The sequence below is a fragment of the Pseudomonas sp. B7 genome (assembly GCF_016735645.1).
Classification (GTDB): domain Bacteria; phylum Pseudomonadota; class Gammaproteobacteria; order Pseudomonadales; family Pseudomonadaceae; genus Aquipseudomonas; species Aquipseudomonas glycinae.
This window is the reverse complement of the sequence record NZ_JAERRE010000008.1, coordinates 160,551-182,227: the sequence shown is the minus strand read 5'-3', so window position 1 is coordinate 182,227 and position 21,677 is coordinate 160,551. Positions and strand designations below refer to the sequence as shown.

The 21,677-nt window shown below is 59.9% G+C and carries 17 protein-coding genes; 10 read left to right on the top strand and 7 right to left on the bottom strand.

The annotated features are described in order from the left end of the window. Positions 1–69: 69 nt before the first annotated feature. The 4 genes from JKA62_RS18905 to JKA62_RS18890 all read right to left on the bottom strand — a co-directional run bounded on the left by JKA62_RS18905 (position 70) and on the right by JKA62_RS18890 (position 4,114). Positions 70–1,797, bottom strand: coding sequence for an ABC transporter ATP-binding protein/permease (locus tag JKA62_RS18905; protein ID WP_201819016.1), 1,728 nt, complete (start codon positions 1,795–1,797; stop codon positions 70–72). A gap of 96 nt (positions 1,798–1,893) precedes the next feature. After that, positions 1,894–2,454 carry a response regulator transcription factor gene (locus JKA62_RS18900; protein WP_003221630.1) on the bottom strand — a complete coding sequence of 187 codons (561 nt, stop codon included), beginning with the start codon at positions 2,452–2,454 and terminating at the stop codon, positions 1,894–1,896. After that, positions 2,447–3,709 (bottom strand): ATP-binding protein, encoded by a 1,263-nt coding sequence (locus JKA62_RS18895; protein ID WP_011332442.1) that lies wholly within the window; start codon positions 3,707–3,709, stop codon positions 2,447–2,449. Before JKA62_RS18895 ends, JKA62_RS18900 begins: the two co-directional genes overlap by 8 nt. Before the next feature lie 216 nt (positions 3,710–3,925). Further along, the gene (locus JKA62_RS18890; protein WP_146615300.1) at positions 3,926–4,114 is read right to left on the bottom strand and encodes a hypothetical protein; all 189 of its coding nucleotides are present in this window, start codon (positions 4,112–4,114) and stop codon (positions 3,926–3,928) included. Positions 4,115–4,362: 248 nt separating this feature from the next. Here JKA62_RS18890 and JKA62_RS18885 point away from each other — a divergent pair, with 248 nt between their 5' ends. Beyond that, positions 4,363–5,079 carry an SIMPL domain-containing protein gene (locus JKA62_RS18885; RefSeq protein WP_011332440.1) on the top strand — a complete coding sequence of 239 codons (717 nt, stop codon included), beginning with the start codon at positions 4,363–4,365 and terminating at the stop codon, positions 5,077–5,079. 184 nt (positions 5,080–5,263) lie between these two features. Here JKA62_RS18885 and JKA62_RS18880 read toward each other — a convergent pair whose 3' ends face one another. Further along, a complete protein-coding gene (locus tag JKA62_RS18880) occupies positions 5,264–5,623 on the bottom strand; it encodes a DUF6124 family protein (protein WP_011332439.1) in 360 nt (119 codons plus the stop codon). A gap of 970 nt (positions 5,624–6,593) precedes the next feature. On the opposite strand from JKA62_RS18880, the gene JKA62_RS18875 reads away from it, so the two are divergent. The 9 genes from JKA62_RS18875 (at position 6,594) to JKA62_RS18835 (ending at position 19,222) form a co-directional block, all read left to right on the top strand. Then, positions 6,594–8,195: an ABC transporter substrate-binding protein gene (locus tag JKA62_RS18875; protein ID WP_201819014.1), complete on the top strand. Its 1,602-nt coding sequence runs from the start codon at positions 6,594–6,596 to the stop codon at positions 8,193–8,195. Positions 8,196–8,455: 260 nt separating this feature from the next. Then, positions 8,456–10,081 (top strand): ABC transporter substrate-binding protein, encoded by a 1,626-nt coding sequence (locus tag JKA62_RS18870; RefSeq protein WP_201819012.1) that lies wholly within the window; start codon positions 8,456–8,458, stop codon positions 10,079–10,081. Positions 10,082–10,375: 294 nt separating this feature from the next. Next, positions 10,376–11,974, top strand: coding sequence for an ABC transporter substrate-binding protein (locus tag JKA62_RS18865; RefSeq protein WP_201819010.1), 1,599 nt, complete (start codon positions 10,376–10,378; stop codon positions 11,972–11,974). A gap of 177 nt (positions 11,975–12,151) precedes the next feature. Continuing rightward, complete coding sequence (locus JKA62_RS18860) at positions 12,152–13,567, top strand: OprD family porin (RefSeq protein WP_011332436.1); 1,416 nt, start codon at positions 12,152–12,154, stop codon at positions 13,565–13,567. A 78-nt stretch (positions 13,568–13,645) separates the two neighbouring features. Continuing rightward, on the top strand, positions 13,646–15,241 hold the full coding sequence (locus JKA62_RS18855) for an ABC transporter substrate-binding protein (protein ID WP_201819008.1): 1,596 nt from the start codon (positions 13,646–13,648) through the stop codon (positions 15,239–15,241). 73 nt (positions 15,242–15,314) lie between these two features. Next, positions 15,315–16,325 (top strand): ABC transporter permease subunit, encoded by a 1,011-nt coding sequence (locus tag JKA62_RS18850; RefSeq protein WP_007953665.1) that lies wholly within the window; start codon positions 15,315–15,317, stop codon positions 16,323–16,325. Between the two features lie 11 nt (positions 16,326–16,336). Further along, complete coding sequence (locus tag JKA62_RS18845) at positions 16,337–17,263, top strand: ABC transporter permease subunit (RefSeq protein ID WP_011332434.1); 927 nt, start codon at positions 16,337–16,339, stop codon at positions 17,261–17,263. 10 nt (positions 17,264–17,273) lie between these two features. Next, on the top strand, positions 17,274–18,242 hold the full coding sequence (locus tag JKA62_RS18840) for an ABC transporter ATP-binding protein (protein WP_011332433.1): 969 nt from the start codon (positions 17,274–17,276) through the stop codon (positions 18,240–18,242). Further along, positions 18,242–19,222, top strand: a complete 981-nt coding sequence (locus JKA62_RS18835; RefSeq protein ID WP_007953682.1) for a peptide ABC transporter ATP-binding protein — start codon at positions 18,242–18,244, stop codon at positions 19,220–19,222. The genes JKA62_RS18840 and JKA62_RS18835 overlap by 1 nt, the downstream gene beginning before the upstream one ends. Before the next feature lie 107 nt (positions 19,223–19,329). Here JKA62_RS18835 and JKA62_RS18830 read toward each other — a convergent pair whose 3' ends face one another. Both JKA62_RS18830 and JKA62_RS18825 read right to left on the bottom strand, forming a co-directional pair. After that, entirely contained in the window at positions 19,330–19,590 is a 261-nt protein-coding gene (locus JKA62_RS18830) for a hypothetical protein (protein WP_011332432.1), read from the bottom strand. A gap of 268 nt (positions 19,591–19,858) precedes the next feature. Beyond that, positions 19,859–21,442 (bottom strand): peptide chain release factor 3, encoded by a 1,584-nt coding sequence (locus tag JKA62_RS18825; protein ID WP_011332431.1) that lies wholly within the window; start codon positions 21,440–21,442, stop codon positions 19,859–19,861. Between the last annotated feature and the right edge of the window lie 235 nt (positions 21,443–21,677).

Below are 21,677 nucleotides of genomic sequence, written 5' to 3'. Positions count from 1 at the left end.
CACTTTCCGTTTCCACACAAACCCTGTGGGAGGCGGCAAGCCAGCCCCCACAGGGTTTGTGTGGATATATCAGGCGGTCACGTTCTGCTCAACCAGGTGACCACTGTCGATCCGCACATGCCGTGGATGGAAGCGCTTGAGGCTGCTGCGATGGCCGACGCTGACAATGCTCAGGCCCGGCAACTGGTCGATCAACGCCTGATACAGCGTGGCTTCGTCTTCCTCATCCATCGCCGAGGTTGCTTCGTCCATGTACAGCCATTGCGGCGCGTAGAGCAGCGCTCGAGCGAAGGCCAGACGTTGTTGTTCACCCGGCGACAACATGCGCTGCCAGTGGTTGGCTTCGTCCAGTCGAGCCACCAGATGTGGCAAGCGGCAGGTTTCCAGCACTTGTGCATAACGCTCGGGCGCGTAGGTGTCGCCCGGTTGTGGATAACTCAAGGCGTCGCGCAGGGTGCCGATCGGCAGATACGGTTTCTGTGGCAGGAACAGATAACGCGAGGCCGGCAAGCGAATGCTGCCGTGCCCCGCCGGCCACAAATGTCCCATCGCCCGTAACAGAGTGGATTTACCGCTGCCGGAACGACCGCTGAGCATCACCCGCTCGCCCGCCTCCACGGTCATGTCGGCATTGGTCAGCAGGTGACGACCGTCGGCCAGATCGAGGCCGAGGTTGTGCACTGTCAGCTCATCGCCCTGATTCTGCACGTCGATGGCCGGTGCCCGTTCTTCGTTGTCGGTCATCGCCTGGCGGAAACTCAGCAGACGATCACACGTGGCGCGCCACGCAGCGAGATCCGAATAGGCGTTGATGAACCAGCTGAAGTTCTCCTGCACGTTGCCGAACGCCGAGTTGATCTGCATCAGCTCACCCAGCTCGATCTTGCCGGTCAGGTAACGCGGGGCCGCGACGATGAACGGAAAGATGATTGCGATCTGGCCGTAACCCGAGGTGAAGAACGTCAGGCGCTTGGACACCCGCATGATGTCCCAGAAGTTGTGCCAGACCAGACCGAAGCGGTTGCTCAGGCGACGATTTTCGTTCGGCTCACCGTTGTACAACGCAATGCTCTCGGCATTCTCGCGCACCCGCACCATGGAGAAACGCAGGTCGGCTTCGAAGCGTTGCTGCTGGTTGTTCAGGCCGATCAGGCGTCGACCGATCAGGTGCGTCAGCCAGCTGCCGACCGCCGCGTACAGCAGCGCACACCAGAACATGTAGCCGGGAATCTCGACGCCGAACACCTCGATGCTGCCCGACACGCCCCACAGAATGATCGAGAACGACACCAGGCTGACCACCGTGCGGATCAACCCCAGAGCCAGACTCAAGGTATTACTGGTGAAGGTGTTGAGGTCTTCGGAAATCCGCTGGTCAGGGTTGTCGGTGTAGCCGCCCTGCTCCAGCTGGTAATAGTTTTTGTGCCCGAGCCAGCGCTTGAAATGGTTCTCGGTGAGCCATGCCCGCCAGCGGATGGTCAGCATCTGCGTCAGGTACAGGCGATACACCGCGCCGAGGATCGCCACGGCCGCAATGCCGCAGAAATACAGGATCAACTGCCAGAACGCCGCCTCGTCCTTCTTCTGCAAGGCGTTGTAGAAGTCCTTGTACCAACTGTTGATCCACACCGAGATCGCCACGCTGAACAACGTCAGCGCAATCACGGCAATCAGCAACGTCCAGGCCTTGCCCTTCTCTTCGCTGCGCCAGTAAGGCGTGGTCATGGCCCACACCTTGCGAAAAAACTGCCCGCGCACAGTATCGTTGACCGCGGAATATTCAGCGTTCTGATTCATGAAAAAGGCTCGATAAAGAAAAGAACAGACACGCACCGATCATAGATGATCGGTGCGCTTTATCGCGAGGGCTGGCGATGGTCGTTCAGCGCAGGTTCAGCGACGAACCGGGCGCTTCTGCAATTTGCGCTGCAGGGTGCGGCGGTGCATGCCCAGGGCGCGGGCCGTGGCGGAGATGTTGCCTTCGTGCTCGGTCAGCACGCGCTGGATGTGCTCCCACTGCAGGCGATCCACCGACATCGGGTTTTCCGGCACCAGGCTGTCGAGGTCGGCGTGTTCGGACAGCAGCGCTGCCAGCACATCGTCGGCATCCGCCGGTTTGCACAGATAGTTGCAGGCGCCGCGCTTGATCGCTTCAACCGCCGTGGCAATGCTCGAGTAACCGGTGAGGATCACCACGCGCATTTCCGGGTCCAGCTCCAGCAGTTTCGGCAGCAGGACCAGACCGGAATCGCCGTCCATTTTCAGGTCCAGCGCGGCGTAATCCGGCAGATCGGCCTGGGCGATGGTCAGGCCTTCCTCGGCGGAACCGGCGGTGCTGACGCGGAAACCACGGCGGGCCATGGCACGGGCCATCACCCGGGTGAAGGTCGCGTCATCGTCGACCAGCAGCAAATGCGGCAGTTCTTCGCCTTCGACTTGGATTTCGTCACTCATGTTGCTCTCCTCGGGCGCCGTGGGGCAGGCGCAGCTCGGTGAGCGTGCCGCCTTCCTCATGACTATAGAGTTTCACTGAGCCGCCGGCGCGTGTCACGCTGGCCTTGCTCAAAAACAGGCCCAGGCCGAAACCTTTGCCCTTGGTGGTAAAAAACGGTTTGCCGATCTGCTCGGCGATGGCCAGCGGCACACCGGCGCCATGATCGCGGATGCTGATGGTCAGGTCTTCGGCGGTCCAGTCCAGGGTCACCTGAAGGTTTTCCGGGCAGGCATCGGCGGCGTTGTTCAACAGATTCAACAAGGCCTGAGTCAGATCCGGTGGCGGCGCCACACGCGGCAACGGGCCCTGGCCCAGACGCTGGAAGCGGTAACTGGCTTCCGGGCGCATCAGGTGCCAGCGGTTGAGCGCTTCGTCGAGCCACTCGGTGACGTCCTGCATCTCCACCGCCATCCGGCGGTTGGCTTCGGCGGCGCGCACCAGTTGTTGGAGGGTCTCCTTGCAGAGCTTCACCTGATCCTTCAACACCTTCAGGTCTTCCTGAAGCATCGGGTCGTGATGATCCTGCTGCATTTCGTTGAGCAACACGCTCATGGTCGCCAGCGGCGTACCCAGTTCATGAGCGGCACCGGCGGCCTGAGTCGCCACGGCCAGCAATTGCTGATCGCGCAGGCCTTCTTCGCGACGGATCGCTCGCAATTCTTCCTGACGGCGCAGCTCTTCGGCCATCCGCGCGGCGAAGAAGGTGATCACTGCTGCCGCGAGGGCAAAACTCAGCCACATGCCGTAGATCTGCAGGTTCTCCCGGGCCACGGGCAGGGTTTCCAGTGGATAGAAGTGCGTCAGCATCAGCGTGTACAAGGCCAGCGCAATGCCCGACAGCACCACCGAATAACGCCATGGCAGCGTCACCGCAGCGATGGTCAGCGGCACCAGATAATACGAAACGAACGGGTTGGTCGAACCACCGGAGAAATACAGCAAGGCGCTGTGGATAACCAGATCGCAGGCCAGTTGCAGCGCGTATTCGAGCTCGGTCACCGGCCACGAAGTGCGCAAACGCACGGCGGTGAACACACACAGCAGAATCGAACAGCCGAGGGTCATCACCAGTTGCACCCACGGCAACGGCAAGAGGTCCAGCCAGTAAGCCAGGCCCACGGAGCCGGCCTGCGCGGCGAGCACCAGGGTGCGGATGAAAGTCAGCCGCCAGAGGTTCTGGCGAGTGGCGGAAGTCAGTTGTACGGGGGCGAGCATGAGCTCTCCTGATGAGCGCTCCAGGCGGATCGCACGGAGTATAACCAAGGCGCGGGCTTGAGAGGCGAAAGTGCGGCAAACGACCACATGGCGCAAAGATTTTCTGCGGCTATAGGGGCGTCTTCGCTACGGGCGGTCACCGGCGTTGCGCACGGCGATCTGATACTCAAAAAACCGGCGATCTTCACGATTACCGGTTTTCACGATCAGTCGAATTCATATCCCGTATGTTTGTTGATTGATCAATCCCTGCACGCAATTCCACCCTTCATTCTCTGAACCAAAGGGGCCACCCACCTCATTGCTATTGAAGTAAACCCAATACGACCAACTGCCGGGAACCCGTTCCTGGAGCTGAACTGAATAACCTCGACTTGTTGCATCGGCTTGTTCTTGTGCGTTCATCTCAGATTTCCTTATTCGTAATTGTCGTGTGTGAAGCCGAGTGAAATGGCGATTCACAAACATGCTCAATCCGCCGACGAAATCCGTCTACTGTCAGAACCAACAGGTATCCCGTCCTATACGACGGACGGCGCACTCTCGTATCTGTATAGAAGTTGTAACTGGGCGAACCGGATCATAAAAGCTAGAGTCTGATGGTTTCACGCAGGCCCCCGAACCATCACCTGCGCCCTCATCAAGGAGCTTTCATGCACACATTTCGCCGCAGCGCCGCCCTTCTCGCCCTGACCGTCGGCAGCGTCGCCAGCCTTCCGGCCCTGGCCGCCGACGAGCTGCACTACAACCAGATTTCCCTGCGCGCCGAAGTCAGCCAGGAAGTGGCCCGCGACCTGATGATCGTGACCCTCTACACCGAAGAACAGAACACCGACCCGGCCAAACTCGCCGCCGACGTCAGCACCACCATGAACAAGGCCCTGGCCCAGGCCAAGCAGGTCAAAGACATCACCCTGCGCCAGGGCAGCCGCAACAGCTACCCGATCTACGACACCAAAGGCCAGAAAATCACCGGCTGGCGCGAACGCGCCGAACTGCGCCTGGAAAGCGCCGACTTCGCCGCCCTGTCCAAACTCACCGGTGAGCTGCTGACCGACCTGAAAATGGGCGGCATGGACTTCGCCATCGCCGACCCGACCCGCAAGGCCAGCGAAGACAAACTGCTGAAAGAAGCCGTCACCGCCTTCAAGGCCCGCGCCCAACTGGCCACCGACGCCCTGGGCGGCAAGGGTTACAAAATCGTCAACCTGAACCTCAACAGCAACGGCTTCCCACAACCGTACATGCGCGCCCCGATGATGATGAAAGCTGCCGGCATGGATTCGGCACCCGTAACGCCTGAAGTCGAAGCCGGCACCAGCCAGGTCAGCCTGACGGCCGATGGCTCGATTGAAGTGTTGATGCCGTGATTGAGTAACGGCTGAATGAAAACCGGCGATCAGTGATGATCGCCGGTTTTTTTATGCTCGGGATTTGAGTTGTCAGCTCTGCCGTCATCGCTGGCAAGCCAGCTCCCACCAGTTCTGCGGATTTATTGAAATCGCGCACGACCCTGTGGGAGCGGGCTTGCCCGCGATGAACGATGACGCGGTCTCAAGCTTGCGGATCAACCCGATCCAGCGCGCGGTTCACTGCAAGCTCAGCCAGCATGACGATCTGCTGGATGCCGAGCGCCGTACTGCGCTGCGGGCCGCTGAGTTCGTTGGCGAAATTGCTGGCGATGGTATTGGCCGAGGCCAGGGATTCGCAGGCGTTAGCCAGCAGGCTTTCGGTGTCGACGTTGGGCGTGACCATATACATCGTGCTCGGGCGCGGTTTGGAAGGATTGGGGCACAGGTAATAGTCGAGGGCGCGTTTGATGGCTTCGCGGTTGCGGGCGAGGTCTTCGGCGCGCATGGCTTCTTCGAGGGGCGTTGGTGATTCGAGGGGTGGGTCGGGTACGGGCTTGTTCATGGAGCATTTCCTTATGAATTTGCGCCACTCATTTCCGATCTCACTCGAGAAATGAGGTGGCAACTATGTACGGAGTGAGATTACCGGTAAGGAAACCAACCCGGCCGGACCGAAGTCCGCCCGTACATAGCCGCCATAAAGAACTGCCGACAGCATGAACTGGCGGCGATTATGGGGCGGCTTGCTCTGGTTTCCAAATTCAGTAACCGGGAATCTCACCTCCCGATCGCAGAGTCTTCTGCGACAACCAAAGACTAGGGATCGCGCTTCCGACGGACAACCTGAAAACCTTGTGGGAAGGTTCGGTGAATCCAACACATCTTTAAACATTCGAAAATGGAACGCGGAGCGTCCCGGCTACATTCCCACGCGGAGCGTGGGAACGATCAAAAGCTGCCCTCACCCTAGCCCTCTCCCGGAGGGAGAGGGGACTGACCGCGTCGTTTAAATGAAATACGCCGACGTGAGATATCGAAGGTGAATTCAAAATCCGAAAAGCACACAAACCGCTCTAGCTGTTGCCCCACCACCACTCAACAGGATGAGCGTTAGCTCGGCTGCAGCTTTTGATCTTGATCCACGGGCGACGTCGGAAGGCTGAGTGGAGGGATTTGTCCGGGGGTGGGAGCGCAGCGACCGTTTGGCGAAGCCAAACACATCGAGAGGAGGTGCAGCGAAGCAAACCGTAGGCGATGCCCCCCGGATAAATCCCGGAGCGAAGGAACCCCGAGCCTTAGCGAGGGGCCGAACGTAGGAGCAAGCGTTTTTGGTTACTTTTTAGGCGTTTGTAAAAAGTGACCCGCCGTAAGGGCGGAACCATAAGAAGCCGTTACCGCAGCATCGGATATGCACACAATCACCCCAGATATACCGAGATAGACACCTCACCTAGAAAAACGATATTTCCGCGCCCACCGAAACCCCGGCTACCCTCCTCCCCACAACTACCTCCAATACACCCGGGGACTCCATGGATCGATTCACCCTCAAACCACTTCTAATAACCCTGGCCCTGACCGCCATAACCCCAATCGCCAACGCAGCCACAACCCTCGTCTACTGCTCCGAAGCCAGCCCCGCAGGCTTCGACCCCAGCCAATACACCAGCGGCACCGACTTCGATGCCTCCGCCGAAACCGTCTTCAACCGCCTCACCCAATTCAAACGCGGCGGCACCGAAGTCGAACCCGGTCTGGCGACCAAATGGGACGTAAGCCCGGACGGCCTCCAGTACACCTTCCACCTACGCCAAAACGTAAAATTCCACACCACCGACTACTTCACTCCGACCCGAACCTTCAACGCCGACGACGTCCTCTTCACCTTCCAGCGCCTGCTAGACCCGGACAACGCCTTCCGCAAGGCCTACCCCGCCGAATCCCCGTACTTCACCGACATGGGCCTCAACACCACGATCAAATCCGTGGAAAAGCTCGACGAAAACACCGTGCGCTTCAACCTGAACAACGTCGACGCCGCGTTCGTGCAAAACCTCGCCATGAGCTTCGCCTCGGTGCAATCGGCCGAATACGCCGCCCAACTGTTGAAGGAAGGCCACGCCGCCGACCTCAACCAGAAACCGGTCGGCACCGGCCCGTTCGTGTTCAAGCGCTACCAGAAGGACGCGCAGATCCGTTACGCGGCGAACAGGGACTACTGGAAACCCGAGGACGTGAAGCTCGACAACCTGGTGTTCTCGATCACCCCGGACGCCGCCGTACGCCTGCAAAAGCTCAAGACCGGCGAATGCCAGGTCAGCGGCTACCCGCGCCCGGCCGACATCGAAGTGATGGAAAAAGACCCGAATCTGCGGGTGTTGAAGCAGGCCGGTTTCAACCTCGGCTTCCTCGCCTACAACACCACCCACCCGCCTCTGGACCAGCTCAAAGTGCGCCAGGCACTCGACATGGCCATCGACAAACCGGCGATCATCAAGGCGGTTTACCAAAGTGCCGGGCAGCTGGCGCAAAACGCTTTGCCGCCAGCGCAATGGTCATTCGATCCGAACATAAAAGACGCGCCGCACGACCCGGTAAAAGCCAAGGCGCTACTCAAGGAAGCCGGGGTTGCACCCGGTACAACCATCAACCTCTGGGCCATGACCGTGCAGCGCGCTTCGAACCCGAATGCGCGGATGTCGGCACAGATGATCCAGCAGGATTGGGAGAAGATCGGTATCAAGGCCAACATCGTCAGCTATGAATGGGGCGAGTACATCAAGCGCGCCAAGAACGGCGAACACGACGCGATGATCTACGGCTGGACCGGTGACAACGGCGACCCCGACAACTGGCTGGGCGTGCTTTACAGCTGCGCGGCGGTGAACGGCAGCAACTACGCCAAATGGTGCGATCCGGCCTATGACAAGCTGGTACAGCAGGCCAAGGTATCCACCGATAAATCGCAACGGGTAAAACTGTATCAACAGGCGCAACTGATCCTTAAACAGCAGGTGCCGATCACGCCGATCGCCAACTCCACGGTGTTCCAGCCGCTGCGCAAGGAAGTCACTGACTTCAAGATCAGCCCGTTCGGTCTAACCCCTTTCTATGGCGTGGGTATAAATAAGTAACACCCGGCCCCAATCCGGCGCGCACAACGTGACCAGCGCACCGTTTTGGGGCTTCGTTTGCACCGTAAAAACCGGCCGCAAACGGTCAAATGCGTCAGAAGTTATACGGATGCGACATTAAGGTACGTTCGTGCCACGCTTTGACGCCGCCGAGCGCTCTGGATCTTGCATTGGGTATGGGCCCTGCATAAGTATCCGCAGGCACGACTCACGAGGTCGTACCTCACTACTAAAAAATGACAACAAATCATGAGGCCAACATGCTTAAACACGCGGTCATTCCGTTTTTAGTCGGCGCAGGCTTGTTAGCCTCCGCACCTTTCGCCACCGCTGCGACTAACCTGGTGTTCTGCTCCGAAGGCAGCCCGGCCGGTTTCGATCCAGGCCAGTACACCACCGGAACCGACTTCGACGCCTCAGCCGAAACCATGTTCAACCGTCTGACCCAGTTCGAGCGTGGCGGTACCGCCGTGATTCCTGGTCTGGCGACAAAGTGGGACATCTCGGATGACGGCCTGACTTACACCTTCCACCTGCGTGAAGGCGTCAAGTTCCACACCACCCCGTATTTCAAGCCGACTCGTGAGTTCAACGCCGACGACGTGCTGTTCACCTTCAATCGCATGATTAACAAGGATGACCCGTTCCGTAAGGCGTACCCGACCGAATTCCCGTACTTCACCGACATGGGGATGGATACCAACATCACCAAGATCGATAAAGTCGACGACCACACCGTCAAGTTCACTCTGAAAGAAGTCGACGCCGCGTTCATCCAGAACATGGCCATGAGCTTCGCATCGGTTCAGTCCGCCGAGTACGCAGCCCAGCTGCTGAAGGAAGGCAAGGCTGCCGACATCAACCAGAAGCCGATCGGCACTGGCCCGTTCGTGTTCAAGAGCTACCAGAAAGACTCCAACATCCGTTACACCGGCAACAAGGATTACTGGAAGCCTGAAGACGTGAAGATCGACAACCTGATCTTCGCCATCACCACCGACCCGTCGGTACGTATCCAGAAGCTGAAAAAGAATGAGTGCCAGGTCACCCTGTTCCCTCGTCCGGCCGACCTCGCGGCACTGAAAGCCGATCCTGCGCTGAAGATGCCTGACCAGGCCGGTTTCAACCTGGGCTACATCGCCTACAACGTGATGGACAAGGTCAAAGGCAGCAACGAGCCGAACCCGCTGGCCGACCTGCGCGTTCGCCAGGCGCTGGACATGGCTGTGAACAAGCCACAGATCATCGACTCGGTTTACCAGGGCGCGGGCCAACTGGCCGTCAACGCCATGCCGCCGACCCAATGGTCCTACGACACCACCATCAAGGACGCCAAGTACGATCCTGAGAAAGCCAAACAGCTGCTCAAGGAAGCCGGCGTCAAGGAAGGTACCGAGATCGTCCTGTGGGCGATGCCGGTTCAGCGTCCGTACAACCCGAACGCCAAGCTGATGGCCGAAATGCTCCAGTCCGACTGGAAGAAAATCGGTCTGAACGTGAAGATTCAGAGCTACGAGTGGGGCGAGTACATCAAGCGCTCCAAAGGCGGCGAGAACCAGGCGATGATCATCGGCTGGAGCGGTGACAATGGTGATCCGGACAACTGGCTCAACGTGTTGTTTGGTTGCGACTCCCTGAGTGGCAACAACTTCTCCAAATGGTGCGACAAGAAATTCGACGGCCTCGTGAAAGAAGCCAAGCGCACCACTGACCAGGCCAAGCGCACCGAACTCTACAAAGAGGCGCAGCACGTCCTCAAAGATGCAGTCCCTATGACACCTATCGCTCACTCGACGGTGTATCAACCCATGCGCGCCAACGTGCAGGACTTCAAGATCAGCCCATTCGGCTTGAACTCCTTCTACGGCGTCAGCGTCAGCAAATAAAAGAAGCAGCGGCGACGTTTTCAGCGTCGCCGCTGTTTTTTTTGCCGAGAAGTCAGGAATTTGCCTACAGCCCTTTCTAACCAGTCTTACTAGGTTGGGTTAGGACGTGTTGCCTTTTCCTACGAGTCTTTAGGACTCAGCGCATTTACTGCCAGACCCACGGCCCCTACCGTCGGGTTCTGACCAGTGACTGCGTGGGCTATCGGTTTGCTGTTGGTTTGAGCTCAATGCGGCCACAACGTCCCTGGACGGGATCGCGGCGCATTGAAAAACACTAAAAAAAGAGGGAGCGTCATGCGCCATACCTTGGTTTTTTCCGCATTGCTGGGCGCCGGCCTGTTGGCCGCCACGTCTGCCAGTTACGCCGCCAGCAACAGTCTGGTGTTCTGCTCCGAAGGCAGTCCGGCCGGTTTCGATACCGCGCAGTACACGACGGCGACCGATAACGACGCCGCCGAACCGTTGTACAACCGACTGGCCGAGTTTGAAAAAGGCGCGACCAATGTCGTACCGGGCCTGGCAACCAGCTGGGATATTTCCGAGGATGGTCTCAAGTACACCTTTCACCTGCGCGAAGGTGTGAAATTTCATACAACGCCGTACTTCAAACCTACGCGCGATTTCAACGCCGACGACGTGCTGTTCACGTTTAACCGCATGCTCGATCCGCAACAGCCATTCCGTAAGGCTTATCCGACCGAGTTTCCGTATTTCAACGGGATGAGCCTCAACAAGAACATCGCCAAGGTCGAAAAGACCGGGCCGCTGACCGTGCAGTTCACGCTCAACAGCGTCGACGCCGCGTTCATCCAGAACATTGCCATGAGCTTCGCCGCCATCCTGTCTGCCGAATACGCCGACAAGCTGCTGGCCGAAGGCAAGCCGAGCGACATCAACCAGAAGCCGATCGGCACTGGCCCGTTCGTGTTCAAGAGCTATCAGAAAGACTCGAACATCCGTTACACCGGCAACCCGCATTACTGGGATCCGAGCCGGGTGAAGCTGAAGAACCTGATTTTTGCGATCAATACCGACGCCTCGGTGCGCGTGCAAAAGCTCAAGGCCGGCGAATGCCAGATCACCCTGCACCCGCGCCCTGCCGATGTGCCGGCACTGAAGAACGATCCGAAACTGCAATTGATCGAGAAGCCGGGCTTCAACCTTGGCTACATCGCCTACAACGTCCGTCACAAGCCGTTCGACCAGCTCGAAGTGCGTCAGGCGCTGGATATGGCAGTAAATAAACAGGGGATTCTCAACGCTGTTTATCAAGGCGCCGGCCAACTGGCCGTCAACGCCATGCCGCCGACCCAATGGTCCTACGACGACACGATCAAGGACGCCGCCTACAACCCGGAAAAAGCCAAAGAGCTGCTCAAGGCTGCCGGCGTCAAGGAAGGCACCGAGATCACCTTATGGGCGATGCCGGTACAACGTCCGTACAACCCGAACGCCAAACTGATGGCCGAGATGCTCCAGGCGGACTGGGCCAAGATCGGTCTGAAAGTGAAGATCGTCAGCTACGAATGGGGCGAGTACATCAAGCGCACCAAGAATGGCGAGCACGACATCAGCCTGATCGGCTGGACCGGTGACAACGGGGACCCGGACAACTGGCTCGGCACGCTGTACAGCTGCGACGCCATCGGCGGCAACAACTACTCCATGTGGTGCGATCCGGCTTACGACAAGCTGATCAAACAGGCCAAGGTCGTCACCGACCGTGACCAACGCACCGTGCTCTATAAACAGGCCCAGCAACTGCTCAAGCAGCAAGTGCCGATCACGCCTGTCGCCCACTCGACGGTCAACCAGCCGCTGAGCGCCAAAGTCGAAGGGTTCAAGGTGAGCCCGTTCGGTCGCAACGTGTTTTCGGGTGTCAGCATCGATTAAACAAACAACCGATTAGCCGCAATGCTGAGGGGGCCGTCTACCCCCTCACGCAAGCGCTTTGCCGAAATTCGCCAATCTGGCCTTTTGCAAACGTTTGCGATGTGTGAATGAGTTCTAAACCAATAACCGGCCAACCCAAAAAAGCCGGCATAAAAAGAAAGTAAAGGAGCTTCACCCATGAAACTGAGCAATACCGCGATACTGGCCTTGGCCATCAGCAGCATCACCGCCACGGCTTACGCGGAAACCCAAAGCCAGGCGTTCACTCCGGTGACCGTCAACGAGAAGAGCGCCCAGGCTGAAGCCACCGGCTTCCTCGAAGGTCAGTCGATCAGCGGCTCGACCCGTAACTGGTACGCCAACGAACAACTGAAACGCGGCGGCAAGTTCACCTATCGCAAGGATGGCGTGGCCACTCCGACCGACCGCCGTATCAACTGGGTGCAGGGCACCATCGTCAAGTACAACTCGGGCTTCACCGAAGGCACCGTCGGTTTCAGCACCGAAGTGGCGGCGTACAACGCCATCGCGCTGGAGCGTGACCGCGAGAACCTGGCGTCCAACAACGGTGGCGCACCAGGCACCCGTCCAGGCGCGGGCAACAACCGTACCCTGACCCGTGAAGGCGGCGAAGCCCAGGGCCAGTGGAGCAAAGTCGGCCTGGCCAACGTCAAGGCGCGTATCTCCAACACCACCCTGACCGCCGGCCGCATGAACTTCAGCAGCCCGCAGGTCGACGTGATCGGCAACCGTCCGCTGCCATCGAGCTTCGAAGGTATCGCGATCCACAGCGAAGAGTTGAACAACCTGTCCTTCGACCTGGCCTCGTTCGACCGCGTTTCGCCGCGAACCGAAGAAAGCCTGAGCAAATTCCGCTCCGAATATGGCGCGATCGATGCCGAAGCCGACCACGTTCACACCGGCGGCATCTCGTATCAGCCGTTCGCCAGCCTGACCACCAGCCTGTGGGGCACCCAGGCCGAAGACCTGTGGAACCAGTACTACTTCGGCGCCACCCACGTGCTGGGTGACAGCTCGGTTCTGGCCCTGACCACCGGTCTGAACTACTACAAGACCGTGGACGAAGGTAAGAAAAAACTCGGTGAAATCGACAACGACACCTACTCCCTGTCGTTCGGCCTGACTCACCAGGCGCATACCCTGACCTTCTCCTACCAGGAAGTGAACGGTAACGAGTACTTCGACTACCTGCACGAAACCAACGGCATCTACCTGGCCAACTCCCTGCTGTCGGACTTCAACGGCCCGAACGAGAAATCCTTCCAGGTGGCCTACGGTCTGAACATGGCCGAATACGGCGTGCCAGGCCTGAAGTTCAACATCTACCAGGCCCGCGGCTGGGGCATCGACGGCACTCACTACAAGGGTGGCGGCTACGACGGCGTGCAGTCGATGGACGGCGAGCACCACTATGAATACGGCATCGGCGCCTCTTATGCCGTACAGAGCGGTCCTCTGAAAGCCACTACCGTTCGTGCGACCTACACCGCGCACCGCGCCAGCGAAAACCAGGCTGACGGCAGCATCAACGAGTTCCGTCTGGTGACCACCGTTCCGTTCAACATCCTGTAAAAACGCCAGCCGACGGCTGACTCAGTGACGAGTCGGCCGTTCGGCTTTTTGTCTTCAACCGATTGCAGAGGGTTCTTGATGAAAATGCTTCCCCTACGTGCGGCCATCGCGGCTGCGTTGCTGAGTGTCGCTGTCGGCGTCTCGGCCAAACCCTTGGTGGTCTGCACCGAAGCCAGTCCGGAAGGCTTCGATATGGTCCAGTACACGACTGCAGTCACTGCCGACGCGGTGGCCGAAACCATCTTCAACCGTCTGGCGGACTTCAAGCCCGGCACCACCGAAGTGATTCCGGCGCTGGCCGAGTCCTGGGACATCAGCGAAGACGGCCTGACCTACACGTTCCATCTGCGCAAAGGCGTCAAGTTTCACACCACCGAATATTTCAAGCCGACCCGCGACATGAACGCCGACGACGTGGTCTGGAGTTTCCAGCGTCAGCTGGACCCGAATCACCCGTGGCACAAGCTGTCGAGCGTGGGCTTCCCGTACTTTGAAAGCATGGGCTTCAAGGAACTGCTCAAAAGCGTCGAGAAAGTCGACGACAACACCGTCAAGTTCACCCTGACCCGCCGCGAAGCGCCGTTCCTGGCCGACATCGCCATGGCGTTCTCCTCGATCTACTCGGCCGAATACGCCGACCAGTTGCTCAAGGCCAACAAGACTGGCGACCTGAACAACAAACCGGTCGGCACCGGCCCGTTCATCTTCCAGCGTTACGCCAAGGACGCCCAGGTTCGCTTCAAGGCCAACCCGGACTACTTCCGCGGCAAGGCCCCGGCTGACGCGCTGATCCTGGCGATTGCCACCGACAACAACGTGCGTCTGCAGAAGCTCAAGGCCAACGAGTGCCAGATCGCGCTGTATCCGAAACCGGATGACATCCCGAGCATCAAGAAAGACAGCAACCTGAAAGTCGATGAACTGGATGCGATGACCGTCTCGTACATCGCCATGAACACCCAGCACAAGTACATCAGCGACGTGCGGGTGCGCAAAGCGATCGACATCGCCTTCGACAAGGAAGCCTACGTCAACGCCCTGTTCGGCAAAGGCAACGCGACCGTTGCGGTCAACCCGTACCCGCCGACCCTGCTGGGCTACAACCACGAGCTGAAAAACCCGCCACGTGACCTCGACAAGGCTCGCGCCCTGCTCAAGGAAGCCGGCGTACCGGAAGGCACCACCTTCACCCTGTTCACCCGCAACGGCGGCGGCCCGACCAACCCGAACCCGATGCTGGGTGCGCAGATGATGCAGGCTGACCTGGCGAAAGTCGGGATCAAGATCGACATCCGCGTGATGGAATGGGGCGAGATGCTCAAACGCGCCAAGGCCGGCGAGCACGACATGGTTTCGGCCGGATGGGCGGGCGACAACGGCGACCCGGACAACTTCCTGACGCCTATGCTCAGTTGCGAAGCCGCCAAGAACGGCGAAAACTACGCGCGCTGGTGCAACGAGAAATTCCAGGCCCTGCTCGACGAAGCACGGGCTAAAGTAGATCCGGCCGAACGCGCCAAACTGTATGAAGAAGCCCAGGTGATCTTCAATCAGGACCAACCGTGGATCAGCATGGCCCACACCCGCATGTTCACCGCAATGCGCAACAACGTAGAGGGTTATCACATCAGCCCTCTGACAACCAATAACTTCGCCACCACCCAGGTGAAGTAGATAAGAAACTCCCGGCGCCCCTGACCCCAGGGGCGCCGGGCACGCCTAACCGGCTGATGAGGTACCACACACGATGTTTAGTTTTATTGCCCGCCGACTGGGGTTATTGATCCCCACGTTTTTCGGCATCACCTTGCTGACTTTCGCGTTGATTCGCATGATTCCCGGCGACCCCGTGGAAGTGATGATGGGCGAACGTCGGGTCGACCCCGAAATGCACGCTCAGGCAATGGAACGCCTCGGTCTGAACAAACCGCTGTACGCCCAGTACCTGGACTACATCGGCAAACTGGCCCACGGCGACCTCGGCGAATCCCTGCGCACCCGTGAGAGCGTATGGACCGAGTTCACCTCCCTCTTCCCGGCGACCCTGGAACTGTCCATGGCCGCCCTGCTGTTCGCTGGCATCCTGGGCCTGCTGGCCGGGGTGATCGCGGCCCTCAAGCGAGGATCCCTGTTCGACCACGGGGTGATGGGCATCTCCCTCGCGGGTTATTCGATGCCGATCTTCTGGTGGGGCCTGATCCTCATCATGTTCTTCTCGGTAAGCCTGGGCTGGACCCCGGTGTCCGGGCGGATCGACCTGCTTTACGACATCGAGCCGCGCACCGGTTTCATGCTGATCGACACCCTGCTGGCCGATGACATGGGCGCGTTCCTCGATGCCCTGCACCACCTGATCCTGCCGGCCATCGTGCTGGGCACCATTCCGCTGGCGGTGATCGCGCGGATGACCCGTTCGTCGATGCTCGAAGTGCTGCGTGAGGACTACATCCGTACCGCCAAGGCCAAAGGCCTGTCGCCGTCGCGCGTGGTGTTCGTGCACGGCCTGCGCAACGCGCTGATCCCGGTGCTGACCGTGGTCGGCCTGCAAGTCGGCACCCTGCTGGCCGGTGCGGTCCTGACCGAAACCATCTTCTCCTGGCCCGGCATCGGTAAATGGCTGATCGAAGCCATCGGCGCCCGGGACTACCCGGTTGTGCAAAACGGCATCCTGTTAATCGCTTGCCTGGTGATTCTGGTCAACTTCGTGGTGGATATCCTCTACGGCTTTGCCAACCCACGCATCCGTCATCAGCGCTGAGGTCAATACCCATGAGCACTCCAACTTCCTCAGTAGCCACCGCTGCCACCGCCGTGGATCAAAGTCTGCTGTACCCGTCTCCGTACAAAGAGTTCTGGCAGGCCTTCGCCAAGAACAAGGGCGCCGTCGCCGGCCTGCTGTTCATGCTGCTGGTGATTTTCTGCGCGATCTTCGCGCCGTGGGTCGCCCCGCATAACCCGAGCGAGCAATACCGCGACTTCCTGCTGACGCCGCCGGCGTGGCTCGAAGGCGGGCAGATGCAATTCCTGCTCGGCACCGATGAACTGGGCCGCGACCTGCTGTCGCGTCTGATCCAGGGTTCGCGCCTGTCGCTGCTGATCGGCCTGTCGTCGGTGGTGATGTCGCTGATCCCGGGGATCCTGCTGGGTCTGTTCGCCGGTTTCTTCCCGAAAGTGGTCGGCCCGACCATCATGCGTCTGATGGACATCATGCTGGCCCTGCCGTCGCTGCTGCTGGCCGTGGCGATCGTCGCCATCCTCGGCCCAGGCCTGATCAACACCGTGATCGCGATTGCCGTGGTGTCCTTGCCGTCCTACGTGCGTCTGACCCGTGCCGCCGTGATGGGTGAACTGAACCGCGACTACGTGACCGCCGCGCGCCTGGCCGGTGCCGGTCTGCCACGTCTGATGTTCATCACCGTGCTGCCTAACTGCATGGCACCGCTGATCGTTCAGGCGACTTTGAGCTTCTCCTCGGCGATCCTCGATGCCGCCGCTCTGGGCTTCCTCGGCCTCGGCGTCCAGCCGCCAACCCCTGAGTGGGGCACCATGCTGGCTTCGGCCCGCGACTACATCGAACGCGCCTGGTGGGTGGTGAGTCTGCCTGGTTTGACCATTTTGCTCAGCGTGCTGGCAATCAACTTGATGGGCGACGGCCTGCGCGATGCGCTGGACCCGAAACTCAAGAACGCCGCCTGAGGAGATTCCCATGTCACTGTTAGAAATCAAGAATCTCAACGTTCGCTTCGGCGACAAGAACGCCACCCCGGTCGTCGACGGCCTCGACCTGAAAGTCGACAAGGGCGAAGTCCTGGCGATCGTGGGCGAGTCGGGTTCCGGCAAGTCCGTGACCATGATGGCGCTGATGGGCCTGATCGAGCACCCGGGGATCGTCACCGCCGACTCGCTGAGCTTCGACGGCAAGAACATGCTCAAGCTGAACAACCGCCAGCGTCGGCAGATCGTCGGCAAAGACCTGGCGATGGTGTTCCAGGACCCGATGACCGCGCTGAACCCGAGCTACACCGTCGGTTTCCAGATCGAAGAAGTGCTGCGCCTGCACCTGAAAATGTCCGGCAAGCAGGCGCGCAAGCGTGCGATCGAACTGCTGGAAAAAGTCGAAATCCCGGGTGCCGCCAGCCGTATGGACGCCTACCCGCACCAACTGTCCGGCGGCATGAGCCAGCGTGTGGCGATTGCCATGGCGATTGCCGGCGAGCCGAAACTGCTGATCGCCGACGAACCGACCACCGCACTCGACGTGACGATTCAGGCGCAGATCATGGATCTGCTGCTGGCGTTGCAGAAAGAGCAGAACATGGGCCTGGTGCTGATCACCCACGACCTCGCCGTGGTGGCCGAAACCGCCCAGCGCGTGTGCGTGATGTACGCAGGTCAAGCCGTTGAAGTCGGTCAGGTGCCGCAACTGTTCGACATCCCGGCGCACCCGTACAGCGAAGCGCTGCTCAAGGCGATTCCGGAACACAGCCAGGGTGCCGAGCGTCTGGCCACTCTGCCGGGCATCGTTCCCGGCCGTTACGACCGCCCGCAAGGCTGTCTGCTGTCGCCGCGCTGCCCGTACGTGCAGGACAGCTGCCGCGCGCAGCGTCCGACCCTTGACCCGAAAAGCCACAGCCTCGCCCGCTGCTTCTATCCGTTGAACCAGGAGGTGGCGTAATGGCCGTCGTACTTACCGCCCGCGACCTGACCCGTCACTACGAAGTCTCCCGTGGCCTGTTCAAGGGCCACGCCACCGTGCGCGCCCTCAACGGTGTGTCGTTCGAGCTGGAAGCCGGCAAGACCCTCGCCGTCGTCGGTGAATCGGGCTGCGGCAAATCCACCCTCGCCCGCGCCCTGACCCTGATCGAAGAGCCGTCGTCCGGCTCCCTGAAAATCGCCGGGCAGGAAGTGGCCGGCGCCGACAAGGCCCAGCGCAAACAACTGCGCAAAGACGTGCAGATGGTGTTCCAGAGCCCGTACGCGTCGTTGAACCCACGGCAGAAAATCGGTGATCAACTGGCCGAGCCGCTGCTGATCAACACCAACCTGTCGGCCGCCGAACGTCGCGAGAAAGTCCAGGCGATGATGAAGCAGGTCGGCTTGCGTCCCGAGCACTACCAGCGTTACCCGCACATGTTCTCCGGCGGTCAGCGTCAGCGTATTGCGCTGGCCCGCGCCATGATGCTGCAACCGAAAGTGCTGGTGGCGGACGAACCGACCTCGGCGCTGGACGTGTCGATCCAGGCGCAGGTGCTCAACCTGTTCATGGACATGCAGCAGGAGTTCAACACCGGTTACGTGTTCATCTCGCACAACCTGGCGGTGGTGCAGCACGTGGCTGATGACGTGATGGTGATGTACCTCGGTCGCCCGGTGGAAATCGGTCCGAAGCACGACATCTATGCCCGTCCTCTGCACCCGTACACCCAGGCGCTGTTGTCGGCGACCCCGACCATCCACCCGGATCCGGACAAGCCGAAAATCAAGATCGTCGGCGAGCTGCCCAACCCGCTGAACCCGCCACCTGGCTGCGCGTTCCACAAGCGCTGCCCGTACGCCACCGCACGTTGCAGCAGCGAGGAGCCGGCCCTGCGCCAGCTCGACACGCGTCAGGTTGCATGCCACTACGCCGAGCAATTCCTCGACGGCGCGGCATGAAAAAACCCGCCCCGTTTCCCGGGGCGGGTTGTTGATGTGTTGACCCAACCCCTTCTGCCCCGATTGCGCATCGATCGGGAAAGAAGGGGTTTTCTTTTGCGCGGAATCTACGTCTGGCTATCGCCTTCGTCCGCATCGTCGGAGTCCGGCTCATCGGTGGTCGAATCGTCATCGTCGGCGCTGCCACCCTGGCCCTGATCGCCCGGCTCGGACTCGGACTTGGCCAGCATCAGCGCGCTGTGCCCCTCCTGCCCGCTCGATGCCTGGGTATCGTGATCCTCGCACTCGGCCCAGGCCGTCGCGGTGCCGAGGGACAGCATCACCATCACTTTCAACAGCAGCAAAACCCGTAGCAACCTGTTTTTCATAGCCGAGTCCATCCTGTTCCAGGTGAGAAATTCATGCTGACCTGACGCTGATTGAAATCTAGTTCCGATCCGCCGGGTTCACCAGATAGGACGCTAACCACTGCCCGGAAATGCCATGCGTGGACAGACCGCTTTCGAATAACACTCATAACCGGATCGGCTAAGCGAGGTCGCCACTCTCGGACGCCTGGTGAGCAACCGTTTCTGCAGCCAACAAAAAGCCCCCGAGGCTTGCGCATCGGGGGCTTTGGATAGAGCAACTCAGCGCTTAGTGATGCTCGCGCGTCGCACGGAATTTCACGTCCGGCCAGCGCTCTTCCATCAGGGCCAGGTTGACCCGGGTCGGCGCGAGGTAGGTCAGGTGACCGCCACCGTCCAGTGCCAGGTTTTCCACCGCCTTGTTGGAGAATTCCTCGAGCTTCTTCTTGTCGCTGCATTCGATCCAGCGCGCGGAGTAAACGGTGATCGGCTCGTAGGAGCACTCGACCTTGTATTCCTCTTTCAGGCGGCTGGCGACCACATCGAACTGCAGCACACCGACGGCGCCGAGGATGATGTCGTTGCTGCGCTCCGGGAAGAACACCTGGGTCGCGCCTTCTTCGGCGAGCTGTTGCAGGCCCTGGCGCAGTTGCTTGGATTTCAGCGGGTCGCGCAGGCGTACGCGACGGAACAGTTCCGGGGCGAAGTGCGGGATACCGGTGAAGCCCAGGGTTTCGCCTTCGCTGAAGGTGTCGCCGATCTGGATCGTGCCGTGGTTGTGCAGACCGATGATGTCGCCGGCGTACGCTTCTTCCAGCTGTTCACGCTCGGAGGAGAAGAATGTCAGGGCGTCGCCGATGCGCACGTCCTTGCCGGTACGCACGTGGCGCATCTTCATGCCTTTTTCGTACTTGCCGGAGCAGATACGCATGAAGGCGATGCGGTCGCGGTGTTTCGGGTCCATGTTCGCCTGGATCTTGAAGATGAAGCCCGAGAACTTCTCTTCCACCGGCTCCACGGTGCGCTCGTTGGCCACGCGTGGCAGCGGACGCGGGGCCCAGTCGACCACGGCGTCGAGTACGTGATCGACACCGAAGTTGCCCAATGCAGTACCGAAGAACACCGGGGTCAGTTGGCCGTCGAGGAATTCCTGCTGATTGAACTCGTGGCAGGCGCCCTGCACCAGTTCCAGCTGTTCGAGGAAACGCTCGTACTCGTCGCCCAGATGCGCGCGGGCTTCGTCGGAATCGAGCTTCTCAATGATCTTGGTTTCGGTGCGTTCATGACCGTGACCGGCGGTGTAGACAATGATGTAGTCGTCGGCCAGGTGGTACACGCCCTTGAAGTCGCGGTAGCAACCGATCGGCCAGGTGATCGGCGCAGCCTTGATCTTCAGGACGGCTTCGATCTCGTCGAGCAGTTCGATCGGGTCGCGGATGTCGCGGTCGAGTTTGTTGATGAAGCTGACGATCGGCGTGTCACGCAGACGGCAGACGTCCATCAGGGCGATGGTCCGTGGCTCTACACCTTTACCGCCGTCGAGGACCATCAATGCCGAGTCCACCGCAGTCAGAGTGCGGTAGGTGTCTTCGGAGAAGTCTTCGTGGCCCGGGGTGTCGAGCAGGTTGATCATGTGTTCGCGATACGGGAACTGCATGACCGACGTAGTAATCGAGATGCCCCGCTGCTTTTCCATCTCCATCCAGTCGGATGTCGCGTGGCGGTCGGATTTACGGGATTTCACCGTACCGGCCACGGCAATCGCCTTGCCCATCAGCAAGAGCTTTTCGGTGATGGTGGTTTTACCGGCATCGGGGTGGGAAATAATGGCGAAAGTGCGGCGTTTCGCGACTTCGGCGGCCTGTCTGGTCATGGGAAATCGCCTGGCGGTGATTCAAAAAAGGGCGGCGATTATAGCCCAACTCGATTCAATAACCGAACCGTTGAGCACATTAAGGGTGGCCAAATGCTGCCTCGGATGGGAACCTTTTAAAGCACGGAGACGTCCATCCCCTGTTACGACAATTCGTCAGGGGCTGAAAAATCAGCAAGTTAGCCTGACGAGGCTGCGCTCATGGCTCGCTTTCAGGCCGCTTTTGCCGGACTGA